23 protein-coding genes are annotated in these 23157 nt (G+C 45.7%); 13 read left to right on the top strand and 10 right to left on the bottom strand.

The features are described from left to right. Positions 1–47: 47 nt before the first annotated feature. Positions 48–419 carry a winged helix-turn-helix transcriptional regulator gene (locus tag ABU165_RS10510; RefSeq protein WP_022543312.1) on the bottom strand — a complete coding sequence of 124 codons (372 nt, stop codon included), beginning with the start codon at positions 417–419 and terminating at the stop codon, positions 48–50. A gap of 174 nt (positions 420–593) precedes the next feature. Here ABU165_RS10510 and ABU165_RS10505 point away from each other — a divergent pair, with 174 nt between their 5' ends. Continuing rightward, positions 594–1805, top strand: coding sequence for an MFS transporter (locus tag ABU165_RS10505; protein WP_009792355.1), 1212 nt, complete (start codon positions 594–596; stop codon positions 1803–1805). 36 nt (positions 1806–1841) lie between these two features. Further along, positions 1842–2681: an aldo/keto reductase gene (locus ABU165_RS10500; protein WP_318060669.1), complete on the top strand. Its 840-nt coding sequence runs from the start codon at positions 1842–1844 to the stop codon at positions 2679–2681. A 44-nt stretch (positions 2682–2725) separates the two neighbouring features. Here the strand turns inward: ABU165_RS10500 and ABU165_RS10495 are convergent, their stop codons facing one another. Then, positions 2726–4156 carry a vWA domain-containing protein gene (locus ABU165_RS10495; RefSeq protein WP_318060635.1) on the bottom strand — a complete coding sequence of 477 codons (1431 nt, stop codon included), beginning with the start codon at positions 4154–4156 and terminating at the stop codon, positions 2726–2728. A gap of 206 nt (positions 4157–4362) precedes the next feature. Between ABU165_RS10495 and ABU165_RS10490 the strand changes: the two genes are divergently transcribed. Continuing rightward, positions 4363–4911 carry a glutathione peroxidase gene (locus tag ABU165_RS10490; RefSeq protein WP_009792352.1) on the top strand — a complete coding sequence of 183 codons (549 nt, stop codon included), beginning with the start codon at positions 4363–4365 and terminating at the stop codon, positions 4909–4911. 44 nt (positions 4912–4955) lie between these two features. Here ABU165_RS10490 and ABU165_RS10485 read toward each other — a convergent pair whose 3' ends face one another. Together ABU165_RS10485 and ABU165_RS10480 are read right to left on the bottom strand one after the other, a co-directional pair. Beyond that, on the bottom strand, positions 4956–5549 hold the full coding sequence (locus ABU165_RS10485; protein WP_009792351.1) for a hypothetical protein: 594 nt from the start codon (positions 5547–5549) through the stop codon (positions 4956–4958). Positions 5550–5575: 26 nt separating this feature from the next. After that, positions 5576–6790 carry an EAL and HDOD domain-containing protein gene (locus tag ABU165_RS10480; RefSeq protein WP_318060634.1) on the bottom strand — a complete coding sequence of 405 codons (1215 nt, stop codon included), beginning with the start codon at positions 6788–6790 and terminating at the stop codon, positions 5576–5578. 151 nt (positions 6791–6941) lie between these two features. On the opposite strand from ABU165_RS10480, the gene ABU165_RS10475 reads away from it, so the two are divergent. Together ABU165_RS10475 and ABU165_RS10470 are read left to right on the top strand one after the other, a co-directional pair. Next, a complete protein-coding gene (locus tag ABU165_RS10475; protein ID WP_094768076.1) occupies positions 6942–7496 on the top strand; it encodes a response regulator in 555 nt (184 codons plus the stop codon). 61 nt (positions 7497–7557) lie between these two features. Further along, positions 7558–7992, top strand: a complete 435-nt coding sequence (locus ABU165_RS10470; RefSeq protein WP_318060633.1) for a DUF2383 domain-containing protein — start codon at positions 7558–7560, stop codon at positions 7990–7992. Positions 7993–8313: 321 nt separating this feature from the next. Here ABU165_RS10470 and ABU165_RS10465 read toward each other — a convergent pair whose 3' ends face one another. Beyond that, positions 8314–9807 carry a peptide MFS transporter gene (locus tag ABU165_RS10465; protein ID WP_009792349.1) on the bottom strand — a complete coding sequence of 498 codons (1494 nt, stop codon included), beginning with the start codon at positions 9805–9807 and terminating at the stop codon, positions 8314–8316. Positions 9808–10170: 363 nt separating this feature from the next. Next, a complete protein-coding gene (locus ABU165_RS10460) occupies positions 10171–10878 on the bottom strand; it encodes a nitroreductase family protein (RefSeq protein ID WP_094768078.1) in 708 nt (235 codons plus the stop codon). A 223-nt stretch (positions 10879–11101) separates the two neighbouring features. Between ABU165_RS10460 and ABU165_RS10455 the strand changes: the two genes are divergently transcribed. Further along, a complete protein-coding gene (locus ABU165_RS10455) occupies positions 11102–11452 on the top strand; it encodes a hypothetical protein (RefSeq protein ID WP_094768079.1) in 351 nt (116 codons plus the stop codon). A 55-nt stretch (positions 11453–11507) separates the two neighbouring features. On the opposite strand, the gene ABU165_RS10450 is transcribed toward ABU165_RS10455, so the two are convergent. The 3 genes from ABU165_RS10450 to ABU165_RS10440 form a co-directional block, all read right to left on the bottom strand. Continuing rightward, positions 11508–11942 carry an RrF2 family transcriptional regulator gene (locus tag ABU165_RS10450; protein ID WP_374703165.1) on the bottom strand — a complete coding sequence of 145 codons (435 nt, stop codon included), beginning with the start codon at positions 11940–11942 and terminating at the stop codon, positions 11508–11510. Between the two features lie 129 nt (positions 11943–12071). Continuing rightward, positions 12072–13730 carry a glutamine--tRNA ligase/YqeY domain fusion protein gene (locus ABU165_RS10445; protein ID WP_318060632.1) on the bottom strand — a complete coding sequence of 553 codons (1659 nt, stop codon included), beginning with the start codon at positions 13728–13730 and terminating at the stop codon, positions 12072–12074. Positions 13731–13976: 246 nt separating this feature from the next. Further along, positions 13977–14297 carry a hypothetical protein gene (locus ABU165_RS10440; RefSeq protein WP_141195024.1) on the bottom strand — a complete coding sequence of 107 codons (321 nt, stop codon included), beginning with the start codon at positions 14295–14297 and terminating at the stop codon, positions 13977–13979. A gap of 52 nt (positions 14298–14349) precedes the next feature. On the opposite strand from ABU165_RS10440, the gene ABU165_RS10435 reads away from it, so the two are divergent. Continuing rightward, on the top strand, positions 14350–15255 hold the full coding sequence (locus ABU165_RS10435) for a hypothetical protein (protein WP_148950587.1): 906 nt from the start codon (positions 14350–14352) through the stop codon (positions 15253–15255). A 39-nt stretch (positions 15256–15294) separates the two neighbouring features. Beyond that, a complete protein-coding gene (locus ABU165_RS10430) occupies positions 15295–15489 on the top strand; it encodes a hypothetical protein (protein ID WP_009792341.1) in 195 nt (64 codons plus the stop codon). Between the two features lie 182 nt (positions 15490–15671). Here ABU165_RS10430 and ABU165_RS10425 read toward each other — a convergent pair whose 3' ends face one another. Continuing rightward, positions 15672–15857: a hypothetical protein gene (locus tag ABU165_RS10425; RefSeq protein WP_009792339.1), complete on the bottom strand. Its 186-nt coding sequence runs from the start codon at positions 15855–15857 to the stop codon at positions 15672–15674. Positions 15858–16030: 173 nt separating this feature from the next. On the opposite strand from ABU165_RS10425, the gene ABU165_RS10420 reads away from it, so the two are divergent. The 5 genes from ABU165_RS10420 to ABU165_RS10400 all read left to right on the top strand — a co-directional run bounded on the left by ABU165_RS10420 (position 16031) and on the right by ABU165_RS10400 (position 23150). Further along, positions 16031–16774: an alpha/beta hydrolase gene (locus ABU165_RS10420; protein ID WP_318060631.1), complete on the top strand. Its 744-nt coding sequence runs from the start codon at positions 16031–16033 to the stop codon at positions 16772–16774. Between the two features lie 237 nt (positions 16775–17011). Next, a complete protein-coding gene (locus ABU165_RS10415) occupies positions 17012–18169 on the top strand; it encodes an MFS transporter (RefSeq protein ID WP_318060668.1) in 1158 nt (385 codons plus the stop codon). A 181-nt stretch (positions 18170–18350) separates the two neighbouring features. Beyond that, complete coding sequence (locus ABU165_RS10410; protein ID WP_101551927.1) at positions 18351–19547, top strand: class I SAM-dependent rRNA methyltransferase; 1197 nt, start codon at positions 18351–18353, stop codon at positions 19545–19547. Positions 19548–19620: 73 nt separating this feature from the next. Next, positions 19621–20139, top strand: a complete 519-nt coding sequence (locus ABU165_RS10405) for a YflT domain-containing protein (protein ID WP_022543317.1) — start codon at positions 19621–19623, stop codon at positions 20137–20139. Between the two features lie 284 nt (positions 20140–20423). Next, complete coding sequence (locus ABU165_RS10400; RefSeq protein ID WP_318060630.1) at positions 20424–23150, top strand: dynamin family protein; 2727 nt, start codon at positions 20424–20426, stop codon at positions 23148–23150. The last annotated feature ends 7 nt before the right edge of the window (positions 23151–23157 follow it).

Here is a 23157-nt window from a genome sequence, read left to right as displayed (position 1 = left end):
GCGTATTTAGTCCGCGTTCCTCTATTGAGCGAGCGCCCTCCGCATTTCTATTTCAATTTATCGTTCAGTACACTTTCTTCCAGAACGGAAAATTTATCGCCATAGACTTTGGTGATATGGCGTTCGCCCCAGGCACAGAGTGCGTCAAGGATGCTTTCCAGAGATTTGCCGTAGTCGCTGAGCTCGTATTCGACTTTGGGAGGCACCTGATTGTATACAATCCTGTTGATGACACCGTCCTCCTCAAGCTCGCGAAGCTGCTGGGTGAGCATTTTCTGTGTGATATTCGGCATGAGCCGTTTCAGCTCGCTCGTCCGTTTCTTCCCGTGGGTCAGGTGGCAGAGGATCACTGTCTTCCATTTCCCGCCGATTACTTCAAGGGTGGCTTCCACCGATATATTGTATTTCTTTTTCTCCATCATGATCACTCCTGTTTCATAGGAACTAAAAGGTGCCTATAGAACTTTTCGGTGCCTATAGCACTATAAAGTACGTACTTTTCAAAAGAAACGCTATATCCCATAATAGCATTTGCCGGCAGGAAATTGCTATACTCATAAAATTTTCATAGATAGGAATAGGAGGAGAAAAATATGCCATCTGGCAAACAAACAAGTTTGCTTCCGCTGCTTGCGCTTGCAGTCAGTGCGTTTGCAATCGGAACAACTGAATTCATTTCAGTCGGGCTGCTGCCGATGATCGCGGAAGATTTGAATATTCCCGTCACCACAGCAGGACTGACTGTTTCTATATATGCACTGGGAGTCATGTTCGGAGCGCCTGTCCTTACCTCGCTCACAGCTAAAATGTCCCGCAAATCACTTTTGCTTTGGATCATGGTGGTATTCATTGCAGGGAATATCATTGCTGCCTCATCAGGCAGCATAGGTATTCTCCTTGCAGCGCGGATTATTTCGGCCTTGAGCCACGGGGTGTTCATGTCCATCGGCTCTACCATTGCCGCCGATTTAGTGCCGAAGGATAAGAGGGCAAGCGCCATTTCCATCATGTTCACAGGCCTGACTGTTGCCACAGTAACAGGCGTTCCGTTTGGGACATTCCTCGGCCAGCAGTTTGGCTGGAGATTTGCTTTTGTGGCCATTGTCGTAATCGGCGTCATTGCCTTTATTGCCAACAGCATCCTTGTGCCAAAAAATCTTTCAAAAGGGTCGAAAGCTGCATTTGCCGATCAGATCAGACTAATTACGAACGGCAGGCTGCTGCTGGTTTTTATCATTACTGCGCTTGGCTACGGCGGCACATTCGTTGTATTTACGTATCTGTCACCGCTGCTGCAGGAAGTGACCGGCTTTAAAGCTGGTACAGTGGCTGCCATTTTGCTTTTATATGGAATTGCCATTGCGATAGGAAATATGGCCGGCGGCCGGCTGGCGAACAAAAATCCGATCAGGGCACTCTTTTATATGTTCATCATTCAGGCCGTGGTGCTGCTGCTGCTCACATTTGCAGCACCCTATAAGACTGCAGGCTTGATTGTCATCCTGCTGATGGGGCTGTTTGCATTCATGAACGTCCCAGGGCTGCAGGTATATGTGGTCATGCTGGCAGAACGGTTTGTCCCTGGAGCGGTGGATGTTGCTTCTGCTATTAATATTGCCGCCTTCAACGCCGGAATTGCGATTGGCTCTTACTTGGGCGGCCTCGTCACAGACTCTATCGGGCTGATCCATACACCATGGATCGGTGCCGCAATGGTGCTTGGCGCTGTCATTCTAACAGGCTGGAGCATGAAGCTGGAAAACCAGGATATGAAAACAACAAGCATCAATGGGGGAGCTGCGTAAAGCAGCTTCCGGAAAAATAAAGGAGGAACAGTGATGATAAAAAGCATTCAAGATAAAACAGTTTTAAATAATGGTGTGGAAATGCCATGGATGGGATTGGGCGTTTTCAAAGTAGAAGAAGGGCCGGAGCTTGTTAACGCCGTAAAATCAGCCATTAAGCTGGGTTACCGGAGCATAGACACGGCAGCTATCTATGGAAATGAAGAGGGTGTCGGACAGGGAATCAGGGAGGGAATTGCGGAAGCAGGCATATCCCGCGAGGACCTTTTTATTACATCAAAGGTGTGGAACAGCGATTTAGGCTTTGAATCAGCAATCCAGGCGTATGAAACAAGCCTGCAGAAGCTTGGGCTTGAATATCTGGATCTGTATCTTATCCATTGGCCGGTGGAAGGGAAGTATAAAGACGCATGGCGTGCGCTTGAAGCTCTTTATAAAGAAGAAAAAGTAAGAGCTATAGGCGTGAGCAACTTCCAAGTGCACCACCTGGAGGAATTGTTGAAGGATGCAGAGGTCAAGCCGGTGATCAATCAGGTAGAATACCATCCGCGTCTTACCCAGCAGGAATTAAAAGCATTCTGCAGGGAAAATGGAATCCAGCTTGAGGCATGGAGCCCGCTTATGCAGGGGCAGCTATTGGACAATGAAATCATTGCTGCCATTGCTGAAAAGCATGGCAAATCTGCAGCCCAGGTCATCCTGCGCTGGGATCTGCAGAATGGTGTCATTACAATCCCTAAATCAACGAAAGAGCACAGAATTGCTGCCAATGCCTCTATTTTTGATTTTGAACTGTCAAGCGATGAAATGAAGCAGATCAGTTCACTGAATCAAAACCTGCGTGTAGGGCCGGACCCGGATCATTTTGATTTTTAATAGGAAAACGAAAAAGCCCTGGCAATGTCCGGGGCTTTTTCACATTAGTTTTCGTCCTTTAATACCTCATACCATTTATCCTTCCAGGCTTCTACTTTACCGTTGATTTCATCTCTTGCCTTTTGTGCTTCTTCTTCTTTTTGTTCGTATAAGTCCTTGAAATGCGAGTCGCGGATTCCATGCCTGGTTTCCGCCAGTTCCTCTGCTTCTTCTGCCGCCTCAGGACTGATCAGCTCTTCGCTCTCCAGGAAAGACACTGCACTTTTAATCCTGTCTTTCTCTCTATCTGATATTAATCTGATCGGGTTCGATATATCAAGGAGCCTTTCTTTCTGGTCTACCGTCTCATGCAATGGTACTCCCAGCTGGGAAAATATCTGGCCCAGGCTCGGCTTCCATTTTTTCAGCACCTGGTCCTCCAGCTCATCTTTATCCCTTACAGTTGCATAAGTTCCGCCGCCCGCCTCCGCAACCTCCTTCAGCTGTTTTTGCCCTTCGTCATCAACATCGAAGCCAATGATATTGACCTTTGCCTCAATATTGCTGCCCTGAAGCTGCTGTGCTGCTTCTACAGGATCTCCGTCACAGGTCTCGACCCCATCGCTGACAATATAGATGGTGTTTTTATAATCCGTGCTGTTATAGGCGGACAAAAGCTCCCGTGCTTTGTCAATCGCTCCAGCCAGCGGGGTCCAGCCGCTTGCCTCAAATGAATCCATGGATTTGTTGAAGGCAGTTTTCTCATAGGCCCCCAAAGGGAATACCTCATCAATGCGGCTGCAGGATTCAGCTTTATCTTCATCGTTCCCTGTTCCTACATGGCCGTAAGCCATTAAGGAAACACTGGCATCATCCTCCAGAGAACTTGTAAATTCCTTGATGGTTTCTTTGGCAAGCATCATTTTATTGCCGCCGCTGACATCAGCTTTCATGCTACCGCTTGCATCCATTAAAATGACTATATTAGATTTCTGGTTCTTTGCCTGCTGGATTTCATCTTCTCCATCAGGGAGTTCTGGCATCTCATGACCATGCTCAAAGGAAACAAGTTCCTCATAGTAGGACTGGTATAAACCTGAGCCCAGCTGATAGACCAGATAGTCGTATACCTGGCTGCCGGATAAATCCTTCTGCTCAGAGAAATATGCTTTCATTTCTTTCTCTGCTGCCGGCTGGAGTGTCTCTTCATTAAATCCGGTATATTTTTTGGCGTCCCATAGATCGGCAATCTCCACCTCAGGTTCCAGTTTGCCTTCAAGTATCTTTCCGGGCTTTTGTGCAACCATGCCCTCAATATCGTCCGATGCTTCTGGTATCTTTTCATCGGAGGATGTTTCCTGTTCCCGGGCTTCCTCCTGGGGCGGGTCATTTTTCTTTTCGCCTGAAGCCTTTTCATCTTCCCCGCTGCAGCCTGCCAGAACCAGGGTGCATAGAAGTGCGAGTAATCTCGCAAGAATATGTATTTTTCTTTTCATTGTTCTGCCCTCCTCTTTAGAGATTTTACAATATTTACTAAGCTGCTGCCCTTTTTTACCCAAAATCAGGCATTTAGTAACCCGCTTAATTAAAAATATAGGAAAAAAGAGGTCCAGAGAGTTTAAACTTTCTAAACAAGGGAAATGTCTTTATAGTTATAAAGAACTATTACATAAAGACTATACAGATAGATGGGGGAATTACAATGAGTGTTTATCAATTTTCAGCTCCGGCCATGAACGGAAGACAAATCTCTCTGGAGGAATACAGGGGGAAGGTAATGCTGATTGTCAATACAGCAAGCCAGTGCGGCTTTACTTTTCAATATCAGGATTTGCAGAAGCTTTACGACCGCTACAAAGAAAAAGGGCTGGTGGTATTAGGTTTCCCGTGCAATCAATTTGATAATCAGGAGCCTGGGAGTGATGAGGAAGTCCAATCCTTCTGTGAGCTCCGCTATGGTGTATCATTCCCGATGTTTCAAAAAATGGATGTGCGCGACGGAAATGCCCATCCTTTATTCAATTACCTGACTGCACAGAAGCCATTCGAAGGATTCAATGAGAATCATCCGGTTGCAAGAGTCCTCATTCCTCTGTTGAAGGAAAAGCATCCTGAATACCTGTTCGGCGACTCAATCAAATGGAACTTCACAAAGTTTTTGATAGATGCAGAGGGAAATGTAATACGGAGGTTTGAGGCTACGACAGATCCGTTCGAGATGGAAGCGGACATAGAACAGCTGCTGGGCTGATAGCAAAAAGGAGCTCCATTGCCGGAGCTCCTTTTTGTCTGCAGTTATTCCGGGAACTCCCTGGTCACCTGGATGCCTTTTTCCTGGAGCTTCACATTAAAGATAGGATAAGCCTTCCGTACGGTTTCTGTAATGAGGAAGCTGTACTGTTCCCCGTCCTTAAACACAAATGTCAGATTCTTATCCTTCAGTCCATTTTTTTCTTCAACAGCAATCTGCTTCGCTTCCTCTACATCCGCCCACAGAAATTCCTTTTCGCCAAAGCCGAAGAAGGGATTGATATAAATGCCATTGCCGTTCATATAGTGATAATGGTCTACACTCAAGACGGACAGCAGGATGCTTGCAAAGATGCCCGCAGCAATCAATCCCTTGGCCATTTTATTTTTTGCCAAGCCGGAAATCATCAGGAGCAGGCTGAGACTCAATAAAATGAGGGAGCCGGTGAAAATAAAGTAGGCTGATCTCGGCGGTTCCAGAAACCAGTATCCGAATGGATGATACAGGGCCTGCTGAAGAGGGAGCAGCACCACCAGCGGTATAAAGAATGATCCCAGCAGAAGAACAAAGGAAATGCCGAGGATATATTGATTTTTGTCCCGTTTCTTTTTTTTAGTAATGGTATAGCTGCTGGACATCTCTTATTCCCCCAAATGAAAATTGCTTATGCATTGATAGAGCGATTCAAACTATCAGCCCAGCCTATGGCTTCTACGTATTGGCGATATATTTCATCTTCAGGAATATTGAGGAAGCTGCTCAGTTCATTGATTGAAATGCCTCTTTCTAAAGATGACAACAAATCTAAGATCAGAGCAAATTCGTTTTTATGCCCTAGCAGGGCTTCCTGCATTTCAGGAGTCAGTGGCAGCTCTACAAGAATTTCCTCCATTGGCCGCTCTAAAATCGTATCTATTAAAGAGAATAATCCGAGCAGGAAATACTCCGAAATATTTCGCTGTTTCAGCTTTCCGATGGATTCTGCGAATTTGGCTCTGCACATTGAAAGCTTAATTGTTTCATTGTCTTTAGCAGACTTATAATCTGAAATGGCCATCAAAAGCACCCACTTGCGAAGCTCGTATAATCCCAGCACCATAATGGCTTGTTTGATTGAATTAATTTTATTTCTCATATGATAAGCCGCACTGTTTACAATGCGCAGAATTTTGTAGGTAAGGGAAAAGTCATTTTCAACAAGCTCGGCGATTTCATCGATATCCGGCTCAGGGTCGTCAATTTTATTTAAAAGATATAGATGCTGCTGATTAATCAAAGTTGAGGAAACATCCTTGGCATTGATTACTACCGGCTTGCTAAAGAAATAACCTTGGAACAAAGTGAAGCCAAGAGACTTCGCTATAGTGAAATCCTCTCTGGTTTCTACCTTTTCCGCTAAAAGCTTCACGTCTTTATTGGGTAACTCTCTTAGTATCTTTCCTATGCCCTGGATGTTTGTTTTAATTATATCAACTTTTATGATATTAGCATATTCGAGGAATGCCCTATTCTCATCCTTTAGAACAAAGTCATCCAAAACAATTGTGTATCCCAGCTGTTTAAGCTTTGCGCATGCCTGCAGTATTTCACTGCTGGGAATGATATCTTCAAGAATTTCTATTGCTATGGCTTCTTTATCAAAATAGGTTGGAATATCGTTTAGAATTAGTTTCTCGGTGAAGTTAATAAAGCATTTTTTTCCGTCCGCGAGCTTGTCCATGCCAATACTAAGGAAGCTGTTTTTTAAAACCTCCAGAGTGGCCATATCTCCATCAGTTTGCAGATAAACATTTTCCTTGCCCGTTCTATTTAATAACTCATAACCAAACAGTTCCTGATGGATATCAAAGATTGGCTGTCTGCCCACGAAAACTTCCACATTCTACACATCCTTCAGTTCTTTGTCCTTATTGAAGTATATACCATTTTAATAGTAATATTTAACTATATAGATTGTAAATATAGTTTAAGTGAAATTTTTACTTGGTTGACAGAAATAGTTTGAAATAAAAATAGAAAAGGATTATTTTATGCAGAAAATCATGATCATTGAAGATGACAGCAAAATGAGAGGGCTTATCGGGCAGTTTTTAAAAAACTGGAGTTTTTCAGTGCTGCCAGTTGATGATTTCAGCATGATAGCTGAGCAGTTCAGCGCCTGCAGCCCGGATCTGGTCCTCCTTGATATCAATCTTCCTGAACGGGATGGCTATTATTGGTGCGGGAGAATAAGAGAGATGTCTGATGTGCCTGTTATATTCATTTCCTCGCGCTCGCATAATATGGATATTATCATGGCCATGAATATGGGGGGCGATGATTATATCCAGAAGCCTTTTTCGCTGGAAGTGCTGGTCGCTAAAATTAATGCGGTTCTAAGAAGGGCCGCCAGGGGAAAGGGAGAGGAAACTGACCTTATAACAGCAGGCGGTATATCGCTTAATATGGGAACCGCGGCATTTATGTATGATGGGACGGAGGTTTCTTTGACCAAGAATGAGAAAAAGCCTGAACAGATTGTTTCCCGTGATGAAATCATGCGGGCGCTATGGTATGAGAAATCATGTATGCCATCCATAGCTTAAGCCTACAATATGAAGGCTAAAGATGACATTTTTGTAAGAAACAGAAAATGGAGGAAGCAAGGTGGACAATCACTCAGTTGCCAAGGAGCTGAACAAGTTCCTGAAAGGGATTTACATGGGCATCCATGCATACGAGCATTTCATTGAAAAACTTGACGATGAAGGTGTCAGAGCCGAATTCCAGAGAATGCAGCAGGAGCACAAACATAATGCGGCCCTGATTGCGGAAAGAATCCAAAACCTTGGGGCTGTACCTGCTGACGATGAAGGCATAGCCGGTTCCATCCAAGGATATATCAGCAGTCTCTTCCTGCCGGAAAGCCAGGAGGCCATAGTCGATAAAACCCTTACCGGCGAAGACTATTATGCCATCCAAATGTCCGAAGAAAACGTAAGAGGCGACCTCGACCCTGAAAGCCGCCGACTGGTTGAAACTGTTCTCGGCACAGACCGGAAGCATGTGGAATATTTGAATACATTGAAGGGGAGAGTCTGAAGCCTTGTCTAAGAGCAAGGGTACTAAAGGGGTCAGCCAAACAAATTATTAAACCCTGCTGATTGGAGTGGAAGGCATGGAGACTCCTGCGGGAAATAGCGGCAAGGCTGAGACCCCGCAGACGCGCAGCGGTGAGGAGGCTCAGCGTCGCCCCGCGGAAAGCGAAGTGCCTGGAACGGAAATCAGCAGACTACATTTGAGGAAGTATCCAGGTAACTGATCAAAGAACTACATAAAATTAGTATCGGATTGCAAAAAAAGTATCAAACCCATTTATAAGCAAAACAAAGGCAGTGCACTAAAAATGCACTGCCTTTGCGATTATTTAATACCCTTCATCAATCTCTGAATAGAAGGTGACATGAAAATCAGGACGCCGCCTAAAACGACAGCCAAAAGTCCAAGCGTACCAAAATACATAATCTCATTATTAGGATCATACAGCTTAACAAGCTGAGCATTTACCGCCTGTGCCGCTGCATTGGATAAGAACCATAAGCTCATCGTCTGAGCCGAGAATGCCGCCGGCGCAAGCTTTGTTGTAGCTGACAGCCCTACAGGGGACAGGCACAGCTCACCGATAACGACAAGGAAGAAGCTCAGTACAAGCCATAATGGATTAACCAAAGATTCCCCGCCGCTCATATAAGCAGGGATAATCAGGACAAGGAAAGACAAGCCCGCGAAAATCAAGCCAAGTGAGAACTTCTTAGGCGTTGATGGCTGCCTGTTTCCTAACTTAACCCATAGCCACGCAAACAATGGTGCGAGTGCAATAATGAACAATGGATTAAGGGACTGGAACCATGAAGCCTGCAGGTGGATGCCTGCAAAATCCAGGTCAGTACGCTTGTCCGCATATTGAGCAAGGATGATGGAACCTTGTTCCTGGATCGCCCAGAACATAACCGATGCTATAAACAGCGGGATGTAGGCGATAATTCTTGACCGCTCATCTGAAGTTGTTTTCGGACTGCGGTACATCACAATAAAGTATGCGGTCGGAATGGCAATCCCGAGGATACTGATCAGTACCGTGAAGCGGTTAATCGTTAAGAATCCGGTTGAAATACTGATAAAAGCAATAATAGCAATAATAACTGCTGCAATGGCAATGCGGCCGAATACTTTTTTGCGCTCTTCAGGGAGCAGCGGGTTTGGTACATAGCTGCCTGCAAGCCCAAGGTTTTTCTTTCTTGTAGCAAGATAAGTGATCAATCCAATCAGCATACCGATTGCTGCAATGCCGAAGCCCCAATGGAAGTTATACTTTTCACCGATTGTTCCGACAATTAACGGCGCAATGAAAGCACCAGCGTTGATTCCCATATAGAAAATCGAGAAACCAGAATCACGGCGGACATCTTCCTTGCTGTAAAGGTCGCCGACAACGCTTGAAACGTTAGGCTTTAATAGACCTGTACCAATGACAATCAATGCCATGGAGATGAACAGGGCTGTAATGCCTCCAGGGAATGCAAGGGCAATATGGCCAAGCATAATCAGGACCCCGCCGTAGAATACGGTCCTGGCAGTTCCGAGTATACGGTCGGCAATCCAGCCTCCGATTACCCCGGACATATATACGAGTGAGCCGTACACGGCCATTACAGAAGCGGCTGTCGTCTCATCGATCCCAAGTCCGCCCTTAGAAACTTCGTAATACATATAGTATAGTAGGATAGCTTTCATCCCATAGTAGGAGAAGCGTTCCCAGAACTCTGTGAAGAAGAGCGTGAACAAGCCCTTAGGGTGGCCGAAAAAGCCTTTCTGCGGCACACTATTCACAATTTTCTGTTTATCAAAAGCTGTCATTTTTCTGCCTCCTTTAGTACAAAAACCATCATACTAAAATTGAATTGCGATTGTCAAAAAATTTTGGGGATATAATAAAAAAGTACCAGGTATCTATACCATATATCTACTCCTTTTTCTTTATTTGGAAACAATTGTGAGTTTACCCTATAATCCTTGCCTGAAACCAGGATAAATGAATCATTAATGGTATGGTATTTCAGGCGCTGGGTCTTGCCAGTCCTGCAGCTTTTCGGGCTTTCTGTTTATAAGATGCCCTTTTAGAGAATAAAACTAATCCCTATAGGTATAAATAACTCCCGCTCCTATCCTCACGATTCAAGCCGCAAAAAATACCCGGGCATCCTGGCCCGGGCAAGTTGATTAGAATCTGTTCCAGTTTAAAACATCATCCAAAGGCAGGCGGTTTTTCTCAAAGCCGGCCTTTTTGCCTTTTCCTAAGGAAATAAGCATTACTGGCTTGAAGTTTTCCGGCACATTAAAGGCTTCAATAAATTGCCCTTCGTCATAGCCGCCCATAGGAACCGTGTCATAGCCTTTTGCTTTAGCTGCCAGCATCAGCTGCATAGAGACAAGGCCGCCGTCGATCATAGCAGTCTTAAGTGCTCTCTCATCAGAGAAACCGCCATAGGTCTTCATAATGGATGCTACATAGGAATCTTTGATTTCTTCCGTCATGCGGCCCATCTTTACAAGGCCTCCGTAAATTTCACCTGCATTCTTATACGCGTCTACATCCGCAAGTACTGCAACTACGACAGAAGCATCTGTGATCTGCTGCTGGTTGTTTGCGATTGGCAGCAGTTCTTTTTTCGCTTCCTGGTCCTTGATGACTAGGAATCTCCATGGCTGGAGGTTAGAAGAAGACGGTGCCAGGATGGCTGCTTCAAGGATTTCACGGATTTCACTGTCTTCCATAATATAATCGGCATCATACTGGCGGACAGAGCGGCGCTCTTTTGCCACCGTGAAGAAATCTGTATCTTCCAGCTCCTTTGGCGCTTCAGTGGTTTGGTCAAGATCTTTTACTTTATTTAAATACTCTTCTTTGCTCATTGTATTATCACTCATCTATGCCATCTCCCTTTAACTGTGGTTATTACAAGAACAGTATATGGCGTTACTGTTCTTTTGTCAAACACAGTTTATTTTCCAATAAATAACAGGCATGAAAAGGGAGGACAGTCTATTTGCCGATGACAAGTCTCCTGTAAGAATAGGATTGCCTTCCTGACTCAGAAAGACGAAACCAATTGTATCCCGGCCCGTAGATGTTATAAAAGGAGGGATGGTTTTGCAGGTTGATTATAAGCCGGCTTCAGAGCAGGTGCTGAAAGCTAATAAAGGAATATCTGTTCAAAAACTGCTCAACATTGCCGGGAGCTTCATGCTGCTGGGCCTGCTGATCAGCATTTTTACTGTACCATTTTCATTAAATGAAGAGCTGCAGCTGTATTATGATAACAGGCTGGTCTTGAAGGGAGAAAAGCTGGAGGAATTTTTGTCTTTTGTTGTTGCAGCAGGCTTTGCCTACTTCATGCTGGTCCGGCTGTATTTTACACAGCGGAGACTTTTCTATATTTTTTTGTGGTTGATACTGATTGACTCCATCATCATGGTATTTCTATTATACGGATCTCATTAACAGCCGCTGCGTGAATATAAAAAAGGAAACGAAACACAATGATGTCTCGTTTCCTTTATTTTTTACCCATCAGGTCTTTAAGGGTCTTTTCTTCTAATCCGTTCAGGATCCATTGCTCCATTTCATTCTTCAGGCCGGATAAGGCACTGCGGGTGCATGGTTCAAAGCACTCTTTGCTGCTGACATCCAGGAAACCTTTTGAGAATGGCTCTGCGCGCATTCCCGCATATACATCAGAGAGCCTGATATCCTCCGGCGGTTTTGCGAGAAAATATCCGCCGTCCCGGCCTTCCTTGGCCTGGACAAGGCCTTCCTTAACCAAATTCCGCAAAATCTTCCGCAGAAACCCTGATTCTGAACCGATTTTGTCCGCTAGCCTTGCGCTCGGGCACAGGCCTTCATTGTCTGCCATAATAAGCAAAGCCTGCAGGGCCAGGCTGAACCATCTTATGCTGGAGGCAGAGGATGTTTTCTCGTTCAATATACTCACCTCTGCTTTAACTGTATCGTATTTTTTGCTAAAAAGACAATCCCCTTGAAAAAATTGTTAGAAAAAAGAGAACGGCTCTGCGGCCGTTCTCCTCCTGAAAATAGCACCCACTGGCTGGTGGCTTTGCTTTTATAATTTAAATGAGCTCTTCAGCGAAACGATCCGGTTAAATACAATGTGATCTTCTGTTGTATGCTTTGGATCGACATTGAAGTAGCCGTGGCGGAAGAACTGGAACTTATCTTGAGGCTTGACATCCTTCATGTTCGGCTCGATGAAGCCGTTGACGATTTCCAGAGAATTTTCATTCACATGGTCAAGGAAGGTCTTGCCTTCATTTTCTTCACTGTTCAATTCTTCGTCAAGGATCAGCGGCTCATACAGGCGGAATTCAGCCGGAACTGCCTGGGATGCCTCGACCCAGTGGATGGTCCCTTTTACTTTCCGTCCGGTAAAGCCGGTGCCGCTCTTGGTTTCCGGATCATATGTGCAATGGATTTCAACCACTTCACCGTTTTCATCCTTGATGACATCTTGACATTTAATGAAGTATGCATGCTTCAGACGCACTTCATTTCCAGGGAAGAGGCGGAAATATTTCTTTGGCGGATCTTCCATGAAATCATCCTGCTCGATATAAATTTCTCTTGAAAACGGAATCTGGCGGCTGCCCATTTCCGGGTTCTCCGGATTGATTTCCGCTTCGAGCATTTCTGTCTGTCCTTCAGGATAATTGGTAATCACAACCTTCAGCGGCTTCAGGATTCCCATTGTCCGAGGGGAAGACAGCTTAAGGTCTTCACGGACAAAATGCTCAAGCATCGCAGTATCAACGGCTCCGGATCCTTTTGAGACGCCTGTCGCTTCAACAAATTCACGGATGGCGCCAGGTGTAAAGCCTTTTCTTCTCAGCCCAGAAACGGTCGGCATGCGCGGATCATCCCAGCCATCCACATACTTTTCGTCGACCAGCTGCTTCAGCTTTCTTTTGCTCATAACTGTGTTGATCAGGTTCAGGCGCCCGAACTCAATCTGCTGAGGCTTGCTTTCCATCTCACAAGCTTCAATGACCCAGTTATAAAGCGGTCTTTGATCCTCGAATTCTGTTGTGCAGAGAGAGTGGGTGACGCCCTCGATTGCATCCTCGATCGGATGGGCAAATGCATACATCGGATAAATGCACCATTTGTCGCCTGTGTTATGGTGATGGGCATGTGATACACGGTAAATGACCGGATCCCTCAGGTTAATATTAGGTGAGCTCATATCAATTTTTGCTCTGAGCACCTTTTCTCCATTCTGGAATTCTCCTGCACGCATACGCTTGAAGAGATCAAGATTTTCCTCGACAGAACGGCTGCGGTATGGGCTATCCTTCCCGGGCTCTGTCAAAGTTCCGCGATATTCCCTGATTTCATCTGCATTCAGGTCATCAACATAAGCAAGGTCTTTTTTGATCAGCAGGACTGCACGCTCGTACATTTCCTCAAAATAATCGGAAGCAAAGCGAAGCTCCTCCCATTCAAACCCCAGCCATTTGACATCTTCTTTAATAGCATCCACATACTCCTGGTCTTCTTTCAGCGGATTGGTGTCATCAAAGCGCAGATTGGTTTTGCCGTTAAAATCATCGGCGAGTCCAAAGTTGATGATGATTGACTTTGCGTGTCCAATATGAAGATAGCCGTTCGGCTCTGGAGGGAAGCGGGTAACGACTTCATTCCTTTTTCCGGATTCCAGGTCCTCCTTAATGATCGTGCGAATAAAATTGGATGAGTTTTGTTCCAAACCAGTATCAGCCTTTCTTTTATATACTTTAGGAAATTATAGAATTTTTTTGCCTGAAGCTCAATCGGCTCCAAACATTTTTTATTAAAATAGCCCTTTTTTAAAATGGCTGTGTTGAACATTGTCGGTGATTTTGGGCTCATGTGTGTGAAACCCTGTTTCACACACATTTCAGCATAGCTGAATGAGCCCAAAATCAACATGCAGTTACAATAGTCTAAAAAACTGGGCTCGTTCACTTATAGTCTAATGGAATCTGAAAAGATATGCCATGAACTTAATACTACTCATTAAGGAGGATAAAAACAAGGAGCAGGTAAGCAAAATAAGGAAAGCGGAGGGGCTGGGCGGGAAAAAACTTTTGGGCAAAGCTGCCTGCCGGCCTGCGGCTGCATACAATAGCTTTATGTACCCATCTTCATTGCTCTTGAGCCAGGCTGCTGCTCCAATTGAAGCGAAAGAACTAGGGGAGAAATCTTCCTGGTATGATAAACTGTTAAGGTAATATAATGGATCATATGGTTTTTTTACCCACAGGCTAATATCGTTTCCGAATCTTTCAATCACACCATGAACCTCCAACATTGCTGAATGACGAACAGGCTAAAGGGGGATGAAAATGGAAAGGATGATGGTTAAAGATCTGCCTGTCATTGAAGATAAGGTAAGGAAATGGTCTGCGATCGTGTATTGGACGGGAGTAGGGATCATCATATTGCTTGCAGCTATCAGCTTATATCATGCTGCACAGCTGCCGGATGGCGCGGGCCAGCCGGATGCAGGCGGCCAGGCCGCTGCACAGGATACGGTCACAAGCCTGATTATCAAGCCGATTGCCGAGTCGCCGAAATTCCAGGTCATTTTTGAATATCTTTTCTACCTGCTTTTATGGCTGCTGCTCTGGCTTTTAGTGCCTTCCGCATCCAGGAGGATCATCCGCTTCAAGCTCGGAAATCTGGAGTTTGACCTGGACCAGAGCCAGAAGGAAGTCATATCCATCATTGATGACCAGATGAGAAAGTTTAAATTCCTGACGTATTTAATGAAGGAAGAAAACAAGAATGTCCTGAAAACGAGCTTTGATTCAGAGCATCCCAGATTCCATGATGCCCTCGATTTTGCACTTGCCAAAATGCAGGAATTCTATTTAAGTGAATGGGATGAACATCTTACCTTTGAAGTAATGACGCTTGCCGAGTTTCATCAGGCATCATTTCCTTCGCCTGTAAAGAGGTCGCTCGAGCTTGTGGACTTATACAAAACAGGGATCCCGATCAACAAGGAAAATCCGGAAGTTATCCATGATAAAAATTATCTGGTTTATACCACCTCAGAAGAGGAAAATATTTATACAAGCGGTACAGAAGTCGTCGACTATGTCATTTGTGTTTCAAGCTACAGATCTGAATTCAATGAAAATGACGGCTATCTGGTCGCAGGCATTACTTCCCTTGTTTCGGAGCTCCATAAACGGGCATGGGAGAACTTGGGGCTTACAAAGCTTCGGGAAAGATTGAATCTTTAGCCCTAATGAGGTAAACTTATAGTAAAGAGGTGGTTAAAAATGTCAGCCAAAAAGCATGTGTTAAAAGTCCAGAAGCCAAGTGGCGAGGAAGACATTTTTGATTTTGATCGGTTATTCAAAGATGCTGCCAATTATAATAAAAAAGCAGACCAGCAGGATATTCAATATCCTCGCGGAGCATCAATATCAAGGAAAAGCTCCATCGTGAAAGGACTTTTCGCTGCCAAGGCCTGATGAATCGGCAAGGCTGGTCCAAAGAGGACCGGCTGCAGGCATTTGGCAGGGCTGAAATAAAAAACGCCCGATTCACGGGCGGCAAGCAGTATCTTAGGATCCTGGAAAAGATCCGCTGATTCCGGCCTGATAGTTTTTTAGATGGACAAGCCATAAGGGCTCTTGTAACTTGCGTATGCAGGTTATTTTTTTATGCCCAGATATTTGGACAAGAACTGCTGCATATTGTGGCTGTTTCCAACGATTTGGGAAGACCGGTGCACCTTATTGATCGGGCTGCCTTTTGGGTATTGGATCTCCCGCTGTCCCTTTTTATGAAAAAAGCTTTCTGCATTGGCAAATAGCTTTGAGAAATTAAATTCATCCATTTCTGTTTTCCGCCTCCAACTCGACTGCTCTCCTTATTGTATTCTATGCAGGCAGTACTATACGGGAAATGAAATTTGTGTGTATAGAGAAAAACGGGCTTTTTTCCGGAGCTGGCAGGGTTTGCGGCATAGGGAGTCGAACTTTTTCAAAGTGAGAAAGAGGAGGGAAAGAAATGGCGGATAACTATCCAGTATTAAACGGAGCAGAACCCTTTTATTATGAAGGCGGCAGGACAGGCATCCTGGTTTCGCACGGTTTTACAGGCTCGACACAAAGCATGCGGCCGCTCGGGGAGGCATATGCGAAAGCAGGCTATACGGTCTGCGGCCCAAGGCTTAAAGGCCATGGGACCCATTATGAGGAAATGGAGCAAACGCAGTACAGCGACTGGATTGCAAGCATTGAAGAAGGCTTTCAATGGCTGAAAGAACGGTGCGACGATATTTTCGTCACAGGCTTATCCATGGGAGGGACACTTACTCTTTATATGGCTGAGAAGCATTCCGAAATCAAGGCCATTATCCCAATTAATGCTGCCGTAGAGATTTCGGATATGGAAGGTGCTGCAGCCCTTCAGGACGTCCGCTTCCTCGATGCCATCGGCTCAGATATAAAGAAAGCTGATGTAAAAGAGCTGGCCTATGAGAAGACCCCGGTCAAATCCATCGGTGAAATCGTCCAGTTAATGGAGCTGGTAAAAGGAGGGCTGGCTGACATACAGTGCCCGGCATTGATTTTTGTTTCCAGCGAAGACCATGTTGTCCCGCCTGATAATTCCCGGCTCATACTTGACCGCATCTCAAGCAAAGACAAAAAACTGATTACGATGGAAAACAGCTATCATGTTGCCACGCTCGATAATGATCAGCAGCTGATCATTGATGAGACATTGGCGTTTATAAAAAAATATCAATAAGAACGGGGGGCTGCGGCCTCCCTTTTTTTGTGGGAGCAGGACAAAAATACAGCATTGCCATCAATTAAATAACTGTGTTAACATTTAGTGAATCGAAATATATTCTCTATAAAAGATCTGTTCCAGCCTTTTATATGCTCGTAAAAGTTAAATACTGCACAAGTTTTTATTTTTTTGAAAAGGGGGCTTTACCGCTTGAGTGAACAAAAAGAAAAGCTTTGGACGAAATCCTTCGTCATGCTGATGGCAGGGAATCTGTTTGTCTTTATGTCCTTTCAAATGCTGATCCCGACAATGCCTCCATACATAAAATCAATAGGCGCCTCCGGCTTGGAAATCGGCCTGGTCACAACTCTATTCTCTGCTGGCGCAATTCTGTGCAGGCCCTTTATCGGCTATATGCTTGAGTACAGGACAAGAAAGCCCCTCGTCCTGGCCGGTGCAGCCGCCCTGCTGCTGATTACTTTGGTTTACCCGCTTTCCAGCGTGGTTGTTATGTTTCTTCTCTTCAGGCTGGTGCACGGGCTTGCCTGGGGCTGGTCGACGACTGTCAACGGGACAGCAGCGGTAGATGTTGTTCCGAACTCCCGCCTCGGCGAGGGGATGGGCTATTATGGGCTGTCTGTGACTCTCGGGATGATCATTGCCCCCAGCCTGGGCATTTATTTATTTCAGGTTACGACCTTTGAAAATCTGGTTTATATATCGGCCGGCCTTGGCATTATCAGCATCATACTCCTGTCGCTTGTCAGCTACAGAACGCCCCAGTCGGTTAAGGAAGCGAAAAAAGAGGAATTAGCTTTCTCCTATTTAGGGTCACTGATTGAAAAAACGAGCTGGTACCCGGCACTTATCACGGTCATCGTCACCTTCGGCTATGGATCCATTGTCACGTTCATTGTCATTTTTGGGGAAGAGCGGGGGATAGAGCAGATTTTCCTTTTCTACCTGTTCAATGCCGTACTGGCATCGGCCTCGCGTCCGGCAGCTGGAAAATGGTTTGACAGAAATGGGCCGAGAGGGCTCGTCCTGTTCTGTACACTCATTACATTCGCCGGGATGTGGGTGCTGTCCTTTGCCCATTCTAATGTTTTGATTGCTGCAGCCGGAGTTCTTTTCGGGATCGGCTTCGGATCACTGATTCCGACGCTTCAGTCGTGGACATTGTCCCTTACGCCGCCAAACCGCAGAGGTGTTGCCAATGGCATGTTCTTTTCAGCCATCGACCTTGGCATCGGATTGAGCGGACTGGTATTCGGCGTCATAGCCCAGTACGTGGAAACAGGCAGGCTGTTCCAAATCTCGAGTATCTTCCTGCTGATTGCCATCGCCATGATCATGGCCGAGGGGTGGAGGCGGAAAAACAGCATAAAAAAACAGGCTGCTGCTGTATAAGGCCGGGGATGCTTCCCTGGTCTTTTCTTTTCTGGGCTGGTGGCTGCGGGATTTTTGACACCCTTCTTCTTTAGAATTTTCTCAGCGATTGGCTTCTCCTGCGGCTGGAATGATAAGATAGAACCAAAAGATACAGCTGGCAAACAGGGCAGCTGATCTCAGGATATAGAAGGGTGATAATATGGCACAGGAAATAAAGCTGCGTCTGAAGGCGCGTTCTGATGAAGAGTATAGAAAAGGGCTGCCCCTTGTTTATAAGGATAGAATAGAGAATCTTGCGGATCTGAAGGAGGAGGGGGCAATCTTCCGCCTTGCAGACAGCAGGAACAAATTCATCGGCAAAGGCTATTATGGCCTGCAGAATAAAGGCTGCGGCTGGATCCTGACGCGTGATGAGCAAGAAGTGATCGACCAGGGATTTTTTGAGAAAAAACTTCAGAAGGCTCTTAAGCATCGGGAATCTTTCTTCAACAGCTCTGATACGACTGCTTTCCGCGTTTTCAATGGCGAAGGCGACGGGATCGGCGGGCTGACAATCGATTATTTTGCCGGCTATTATCTGCTGACTTGGTACAGTGAAGGCATATACCGGTTTAAGGAAGAAATCCTGCAGTCTTTAAGGAATCTTGCTGATTTTAAAGGGATCTACGAAAAGAAACGCTTTGATGCGAAAGGCTCTTATATGGAGGATGATGACTTTGTTGAAGGAGAGCGCGGAGAGTTCCCGCTCATTGTCAAAGAAAATGGCGAAAACTTTGCCATCTACCTGAACGATGGAGCAATGACAGGCGTGTTCCTTGACCAGCGCGATGTCAGAAAAACAATCAGGGATGTATATGCAAAGGGCAGGACAGTCCTCAATACGTTTTCCTATACAGGGGCATTCTCCATTTTTGCGGCAAAAGGCGGAGCAGTGAAAACGACAAGCGTGGACCTTGCGAACAGGAGCAAAAGCAAAACGATTGAACAGTTCAGCATCAATGGGATCGACTATGAGGCACAGGATATCATTGTAGAGGATGTTTTCAATTATTTTAAATATGCCGTAAGGAAAAAGCTTCTTTTTGATATGGTGATCCTCGATCCTCCAAGCTTTGCCCGCTCCAAGAAGCATACCTTCAGTGCAAGCAAGGATTATAAGAACCTGCTGAAGGAAGCGATTGCGATTACGGAAAAGGATGGCATCATCGTCGCCTCTACCAACTGCAGCACCTTTGGAATGAGCAAGTTCAAAGGATTTATTGAAGCCGCCTTTAAGGAAAGCGGCGGAAAGTACAAGCTGCTGGAGGAATTCTCCCTGCCAAAGGATTTTCGGACCATCAGTGAGTTCAAGGAAGGGAATTATTTAAAAGTGGCATTCATTCGTAAACTGTCTTGAGTATGCCTGCGTTTTGCCTGCAGCACTAAAGGGTAAACAGCCTATATATGATTTTCATATAGGAGGCATAATGATGAAACGCGATATTATCGGTGTATACAGTTCAATAGATGAAACGATCGAGGCAATCAGGGAGCTGACGGCGAAAGGCTATGATTCAAAGGATCTGGCTGTCATTTCAAAGCGGCAGGATATTTACACCCTTGATTCGTACACAAATGCAGATGTGGAAAAGGCTGCCGGCTCAGCGCCGAAAGAGCATGATGATGAATCGTTCTGGGATAAACTGAAAGAAGCCTTCTCGCTGGACGGCGACTTTGGCGAATCCCATGAAAGGCTGACAAAGTATGGAATTGCTGAGGAAAATGTAGAGTCATATGCAGCAGATATGGATAATGACAAAATTCTCCTGGCTGTGAACGCAGATTCTGCTTTTGCCAACGCTGAAACCGGTGCTGATGAGTGGTATGGCGCAGGCCAAATCGAGAGCGGAGATGAAGGGGAAGGCACGTCAGGCAGCCCATCATTATCCGGGGAGCCAACCGTCTATACAACAGATGAACAAAACAACCTGAGAAGAGGCTCCCGCTAAGGGCTTCCATCCTTCGTCAGAGCGAACCCGCCTTCTCTAGAGGCGGGTTTTGCTTGATTAACGGTGTTTCAGGCAGTACAGAGTGAAGTTCCTGCGTAAAATTTACCATATCTGAGGGTTGCTGTTAGAATTATTACAGAAGGAAACATTTCTGTATCAAAAATGAAAGTAAAATGAAATTTGTTGCATTCCATTCTTTGCTAGAATACAAGGATAGAGAGCGCAGAATAATAGGAATCTCTTTAGCATATAGTAGGTCAATCTATTTACATAAGGGGATAACAATGACGATAGAACAACAATTAATCGATAAATCATATTACGAAATGTTTATGGAAGGCCATAGCGGGGAGCAGCCTGCACAGGTGCTCGGCGAGGCATATTTCCTGGAGCAGAAAAAAGAAATACCGGAGCTTTCGGTCATCAGGTTTGCACAGGGTGAAATCTATTTCCACCATAAAGACTATGAAGCAGCCATTTTCAAATGGGAAAACATACATAACGATTTGGGGGAGTGGGCCAAAAAAAATACCGCAGACGCCTATATGGAACTGGAGCTGCATGCAACAGCCGAAGAAATATACAAGGCCATCAGGACAGAGTCACTTGTGCTCCAGACTGAGGTCCTGCTCCAGCTGTTTTCCTTATATGTCCATCAGGGCAAGCTTGATAAGGCCGTGCAGACAATAAAGGAAGCTGTTCTCCTCAATCCGGATTATCCGGATGTAACAGAGCTGGCAAGAGCCTTTTTCGAAAAGCACCAGGATTGGGGCAATGCCATTGAACTCGCTGTCAACGAAGGAGTCCGCACAAGCTCGCTCAAATGGTTTGAGGTCCTGAATGGCTATATTGATCAAGGGGCGGCAAGGAAGCTTGAGCCTGTTTATTTCCTTGACGCGCTGAAAACGGTCTTTTATAAAGATGAATCAAGATTTGAAAAGCTGTCTGTCTCCCTTTGGCAGCATTATCAGAATCAGAGCAGCAGCCATCAATGGCTTAAGGATTTCAACGGGATGATGCTGGAGCTTGAAGCGGACAGATCTTATGCATGGCATGAACTTTCCGCTATGTACAGGGAGACCTACCTGCAGCTTATCACAGGCAATTATTATGTGAAGGAATTGACTCCGCTCGTTCCTGAGCTGCTTGTGAACTGGGTTAGGATCACTGATTCCGCCAACGCGGTGCACGCTTCCGCTGCATTGCTTGCCTGGAATAAGCTATTTGCCGGATTAGACTCTAACGCTGTAGCGGATGCAGAAAATCTGATAGAGCGCTCAAGCCTTTATAACGGAGGACTGGAAGACAGCTACAAATTGTTTATGGATATTAAGAAATGGGCACTTAAAAATGATCTCCCGCTTGGACAGAGGCTGGAATGGATCGTCGAAGAGCTCCTTGATCTTGATAACAGCCATGTCCTTGTTGCCGGCAGGCCTGGAAGCGGGAAGTCCGCATTCATTAATTATGTGCTGGGCAAGCCGGTTCTTGGAGAGGACACATCTTCCATCAGTATGTTCAAGGCTGGCGAAGACGCTGCTTTCAGTGAAGTTACCGACAGCAGGCTGATCATGATGAAAGATCTTCCGCAATATCAGGAAAATGAAGCTGCCGCCGGCCTTGAAGGAGAAAAGGTTGCTTTCAACTGCCGGGTACCGGTTCCCTTCCTGCAGGAAAACAGGATTGCGCTCATTGACACCCCGGGAGTCAAAGGGAGCGGCAGGGCAAGTGGAGAGCTGGCCCATTATCTCCCGCTTGCAGACAGCATTTTATATGTCATTAATGCAGCAGAAGGCCTTTTAGAGGAGGACCTCCTGGCGCTGGAAAGAATTCGTGAGTCTGCTCCTTTCAAAAAGGTGCACTTCCTCCTGAACAAGGTGGATGCGATTCATGATCAGCGTGAGGCAGAAAGGCTGGTCGACGAGATATCCGCACAAATCCGGTCTTATTTCCCGCAAGGAAAAGTATTTGCCTTTTCCTCCCATTATGGAAGCAGAGAGCAGCTGGCAGATTTGGCCGGATTTTTCGATGACAGCCTGAGCCGCGACTGGTATGAGCTCCGGACACAAAGTGTGCTTGTCTATATCCAGCGCGCCTTAAGCTATCTGCTTGATAAGCGGGTGGAGGTGGAGAACTCGCTGCAGGAGGATATCCGCTGGAATGAAGAGATGGTCACGAAGCTGAATGGCGCCATCAACCAGCTCAGCGATATTGAAGAAGAAAAGACAAGGACGATCACAAAATCCTATCAATCTATCAAAGACAGAATGAGGAAGAAGCTTGAGGAGGAAATCCCCGGGATCCTGCGGGGCACTTCCGAGCTGGTCACAGAAGACAGCGACTTCCGGAAAATCCATCTTGAGCTGAACGATGCAATGAACGAGCGCGTCCAGCAGTATCTGGAGGATTCTGTCCTCCCTGAATTCTACGGCTCTATCCAGAAGTGGATTGCCCTCACCACTGAAGAGTTCAATCACAGCCAGGCTTATTTATATGAAATGGGCGAAGGGTTCAATGAGTTATATGGAGAGGAAAAAATCCGGCTGGAGTGCGATTTCAAAGTGCTGGATGACTGGCGCAGGGATGCCGACAGGATGACAAGCGGAGTGAGGATGGAAAAAGTGAACATCCTACTGCGCTTCACTCCTTCGCAATTCCTGCTGAAAAGCGCCGGAAAGCTGTTTGGCGCAATCCCGCAGAATAAAGGAATGCTGTATAATAGATATAAACAATTCCTCGAAAATGAGGATTACAGCGAAAGCGTCGACGCCATTGTCAGCAAGTTCATGCAGCAGTTTGAACTGTTCGAAAAAGCACTGGAGAGGGATATTAAGATCTTCTTCCGCAATCCATTCAACGTGCTCAATATGACAGTTGAGGAAACCTTGAACACTATTGAAGCCAACGGGCAGGCTCTCAGCAAAATGAAGGAAAATCCGGAGGCTTACCGCGATCCGATCACTTTGTTTGAGCTTAGGAAGCTGCAGTATGAGCGGATGGTTCGCGTATAGAATGCAG

Origin of the sequence: Cytobacillus sp. T106, assembly GCF_040492155.1 — a bacterium.
In the GTDB taxonomy this organism is placed as follows: domain Bacteria; phylum Bacillota; class Bacilli; order Bacillales; family Cytobacillaceae; genus Bacillus_AB; species Bacillus_AB infantis.
This window is presented reverse-complemented; position numbering and strand designations above follow the sequence as displayed.